The following is a 4419-nucleotide window of genomic DNA, read 5'->3' as shown; positions in this document are numbered from 1 at the left end:
ATTGATAGATGATTTATCATCAGCTGGAAAATTAATTGGGAATGGAAATGGAATGCAATTTTTTGGCGCTATTTTAATCAAATCGGAACTAACTTTAGAAGAATTAAAACATTTTTATTCAAAGTATCGCGAGAATGAGTGGAGTTACATCGTTGAAAAGCAAGTGAGTAATAATATTGATTTTCTTGATGGTAACTTGAAATTCAAAGCATTGAAAGCAGATGAAAAACTAATTAACAATTATATTGTTTATACTTGGGGCAGTAGTAACTATCCATTAAGTGATCTTGACATCCGTGGGCATTAACACTCTGCACAAGCAAGATTACGTGCTAGAATATTATAAGCAGTGAGGGTGCTTTATGAAATTAATTCGTCGCGCCATTAAGTAGAACCGTACCATAGATGACAGATCATCATTACGCTAACGGGCAGATTAGTTAAATAACAAAAACAGGAAATAACATGAAATTGGTGAATAATATTCTTATATTCCGTTCGAAAGGATGAGAAGGTGTATGGGGCTCAAAGAAAACTTTGATTTATTTCCTATTATAGAATCAGATCGTTTAATACTTCGACAATTGAAAATGGAAGAAGCTCAGCTGTATATGGAAATGACATCTGATAAAGAGATACATAAATACATGGGAAACGAAGGAAAAGGAGGATACAAAACAATAGAAGAAGTTGAACAATTTATTAATGAAATGCAATCAAGATTTTCTCCTAACAAAGGAGCATTTATTTGGGCTATTGATTTAAGACAAAATAATCAACCTATTGGTTATATAGAATGTGCAAACTTTGTTAGAGGATCTATAGCTGATATAGCGTATTGGTTATCACGAGCCTATTGAAATCATGACTGAAGCATTAAAATCCGTAGTTGCTTTTGGATTTGAAAAAGTCGGATTCCACCGAATACAAGCAGTGGTGGCAGTCGAGAATACTGCTTCAATTAAATCTTTAAAAAAAGCTGGATTCACTGAAGAAGGCATATTGCGTCAATATGCGATGGGCAAAGAGTTTAGGGATGTATCCATGTTATCGTTCTTAAGAGATGATTATGAGTCAATACATTTTACTATCTATTTTGAAGAAGCAATTAGGGGGAAAACAAGGAAGGAGAGTATCAGCAAAAAAATGATTTAGATCTTCGACAATAGTTATGCCGTTCATTGCGCAAACGGAGAACTTTAGTTTAAAAATCCAGGAGCAGTTTGCTACCGTGGCAGCTGCTCTTGTTAACGTTAAGCTATTGGGCAGAGTATTTCCAATATGCGCTAATATAAAATTAAATATTAGTGAGCAGAGAGGTCATCAGAATATGAGGATTGTTGTAACCGGCGGAGCGATAATAAGAGATAGCAGAGGTAGAATTTTATTGCAGCAGAGATCGGATTACGGCGATTGGGGATTGCCGGGCGGAGGAATGAATCCAGGTGAGACTATTCAAGAGACAATGATACGAGAGGTTATTGAGGAGACCGGATTATCTGTTAAGGATTGTGAATTTTATGCAGTATATAGCGGCCCTAGAATGGAATATACCTATCCTGACGGGAACAAGGTAGTATTCGTTATGTTTCTTTTTAATGCCTGGACTAATCATAATGAACTTTTATCAGAAGATGGAGATACGATAAATTTTCAGGATGATCAATTTGAATCATTGAAATTACAGTTCTGGAATATTAGCGACATCTCACTGGATCAAATAAACAGCGTCCAACGGCCTGTCTTTGAAGATTTGCTAAATGGAAATAAAAATATACTAAGATACTAAACACTAATTCGTTGAGTTAACGGGAAATGCTAGTTTAATACTGCAGGCAGATTAAAACCTCTCTCTAGAAGCAAACTAGATTTGATAGTTTCTAGAAGCCAAACAGCCTTGGTCATCGAATTCGTTTTGTTCGTTCTCTTTTCCGCTATGCTTATGAAGAGAAGTATCTGACTTCAAATCCTTCTTTGAAATTGAGAGAACTCAAATTAGATAAGCGCATTCCTAAGTTTTTGATTGAGGAAGATGTCATACACTTGAAAATCTCATGTCAGTCCGTCAGGGAAAGAGCACTGATTGAGTTTCTCTATAGTACCGGCTGCCGGGTTGGGGAGGTAGAAAAGATCAACAACGAAGATCTAAACTGGGAGAACTGCTCAGCAATCGTAAATGGCAAGGGATCGAAGCAAAGAGAAGTTTATGTTACGACAGAGTGCAAAGTATGGTTAAAAAAGTACCTGGCTAGCCGTGAGGATTCCTGCAAAGCCTTATTTGTTACCGATACGCATCCAACAAAACGAATGGCTATACCTACAATTAGGTGGGCAATAAAACGGCTTGCAGATCGGGGAGAACTTGAAGTGAATGTGTACCCGCATTGCTTTCGACATACATATGCATGCCAACTCCTTGATAATGGTGCTCCCTTAGACTTCATTCAAGGAATGCTCGGTCATGAGAAGGCATCGACCACTCAAATATACGCGCAACTCCGAGGCGAAAGTCGGAGAGAGCTTTATCGACGATACTTTTAGTTTGTAATGGCGACGGATCAGTTTTAGAATCCGTCGCCATTACAAACTAAAGGGCAGTTATGTTAAACAAGATAAGTAGAGGTTTTATGTCGCATTAGACGCAAACTGCGTAGTAAGGGAGGAAAAGTCCGTTGAAAAAAATCAGCCTATTATTCGGAATAACTAATGTGTCCTGTTAGCGAAATGGAGTAAATACTGCGATATTGTTTCCTGGAACTGCAATAACATCCCAATGTTCATCCTTGTTGGAATTGTTCCATACCCCTAATTGCCAAGACTCATACTTATCATGATGACCAAATATAAACAGAACTTCACCAGTTTCAAAGTAAATAAAAAGGTGTGGAATTAACTCTCCCAACTGAACATTCACAATTCTCTTTAATCTTAATTCACATAGTATCTTATATCCATCAATCCAGTCGATATCAGGAAGTTCATCCTGATGGTTTAGAATATATTCTGGATATGACTTAAAGATATTGAATCTACCTTCAATGTTTAGATATATCTGTCCATCAATTCGATTCCTATTTGTTTCCGATTCTGAGATCAAAATTTGTGTTCCATAAAACTTTATTCCTTCAATTTGTGATCCAATACAGAGGTATTTCAATGTCTTCTCAGCAAGTTCCTTATGAATATTATCCAATATTACCTGCCCTCTTTTCTGCAAATTCCATACTTGAAGAATTCGCGAAGTTATTAAACTATCCTGCCGTTAGCTTAATGAATCTTTTTCATCAAGAGACATAGTGCTTGTTGCACAGTACGAAGATATTATGTAATAAAAGAAAGCATGCTTGTTCAACTAACGGGACACTATAGCTCAATAACACCAGGACGAAGCTGCCGACATGAATTGGCAGCTTCGTTCTGCTAACGGGCAGTTTAGTTTAAGGAAAAAGTCTATTGAAACATAGGAATGAATTTGATGGATTGGACGAATGTGAGCGGCTAATGCCTCTCTGAATACCATTACAGAAATGATCAGTAAAGGCTGATTAACCTCGTACCAAGTATAGCTACAGACAATCGTAAGGATGTAAATTGAGTGCCATTCCAAGTCATTAGGTTTTCGACATACCCTATTGTATCGGAGTTAGAAGTACCAATGATACGTTGAATAGCAAGTAAATCATAACCCATACTTTTTTCGTTTGTAACTATGGGATATAATGCACCTAAAGCAAGAACCTCACCTTTGATTGGTTGCTTAAGTTTACCATTTTCGTTGTAATATTGTGATAAGTAGTCGTAGCCTTTATTACTAATGTCTATTGTAAACAACACGTCAAGATGAGGACTTCCTACGCTCACTTTGTAAAAATCTTCATAATTTACATTGAACTTATACTCTTTATTATATTTTTCAACATCAAACATTTCATGTAGAATGTTATTCTTGAAGGAATAAATATAAAAAATACCATATCCGCCGCTTCCTCCAGAATCAATACTTACTAAAATGTCCTGTACATTATCCTTAGAAAAATCCCCAAGGAATAGCCTAGCACTATATCCCGCATTGTTTTGAAGATTTACCGTTGTACTTTGATTAGAATGTCCATCTTGAATAATAAGCGTAATATTATCTGCAAAGATTCCATTGGATTTATTTCCATATAAATACACGTTATCAATTATTCCGTCCCCATTTACATCGCCTTGTTTCATATCAAGCAAAGAAAATTTTCTTAAATGAGTATAGTTACCATACGAATGCTTTTGAATTTGTTTGTACAAATTAAACATCCCCTTATCATAAGTCGAATACCCTATGCCTACAAATATGTAGGTTAATGACTATATGATTGTGTAGATGCCCATGTAGGAAATGAAAATTCATTATTGAGCAGCGTAGTTTATTAACGCTGG

7 protein-coding genes are annotated in these 4419 nt (G+C 36.1%); 5 read left to right on the top strand and 2 right to left on the bottom strand.

Features of this window, described 5'->3' with window-relative positions; translation table 11 throughout:
* The 5 genes from ACWNM1_RS30225 to ACWNM1_RS30205 all read left to right on the top strand — a co-directional run.
* On the top strand, positions 1 to 307 hold a 307-nt coding region (locus ACWNM1_RS30225), incomplete at its 5' end, for a hypothetical protein (protein ID WP_449603876.1).
* A gap of 211 nt (positions 308 to 518) precedes the next feature.
* A complete protein-coding gene (locus tag ACWNM1_RS30220; protein WP_449603875.1) occupies positions 519 to 860 on the top strand; it encodes a GNAT family N-acetyltransferase in 342 nt (113 codons plus the stop codon).
* A 4-nt stretch (positions 861 to 864) separates the two neighbouring features.
* The gene (locus ACWNM1_RS30215) at positions 865 to 1155 is read left to right on the top strand and encodes a GNAT family N-acetyltransferase (RefSeq protein WP_449603874.1); all 291 of its coding nucleotides are present in this window, start codon (positions 865 to 867) and stop codon (positions 1153 to 1155) included.
* A gap of 76 nt (positions 1156 to 1231) precedes the next feature.
* Positions 1232 to 1789, top strand: coding sequence for an NUDIX domain-containing protein (locus tag ACWNM1_RS30210; protein WP_449603873.1), 558 nt, complete (start codon positions 1232 to 1234; stop codon positions 1787 to 1789).
* Positions 1790 to 2043: 254 nt separating this feature from the next.
* Entirely contained in the window at positions 2044 to 2541 is a 498-nt protein-coding gene (locus tag ACWNM1_RS30205) for a tyrosine-type recombinase/integrase (protein ID WP_449603872.1), read from the top strand.
* A 175-nt stretch (positions 2542 to 2716) separates the two neighbouring features.
* Here the strand turns inward: ACWNM1_RS30205 and ACWNM1_RS30200 are convergent, their stop codons facing one another.
* Entirely contained in the window at positions 2717 to 3193 is a 477-nt protein-coding gene (locus tag ACWNM1_RS30200; RefSeq protein WP_449603871.1) for a hypothetical protein, read from the bottom strand.
* A 338-nt stretch (positions 3194 to 3531) separates the two neighbouring features.
* Positions 3532 to 4287: a VCBS repeat-containing protein gene (locus tag ACWNM1_RS30195; protein ID WP_449603870.1), complete on the bottom strand. Its 756-nt coding sequence runs from the start codon at positions 4285 to 4287 to the stop codon at positions 3532 to 3534.
* Positions 4288 to 4419: the final 132 nt, after the last annotated feature.

It is taken from the genome of Paenibacillus sp. Marseille-Q9583, from assembly GCF_976954365.1.
This window is presented reverse-complemented; position numbering and strand designations above follow the sequence as displayed.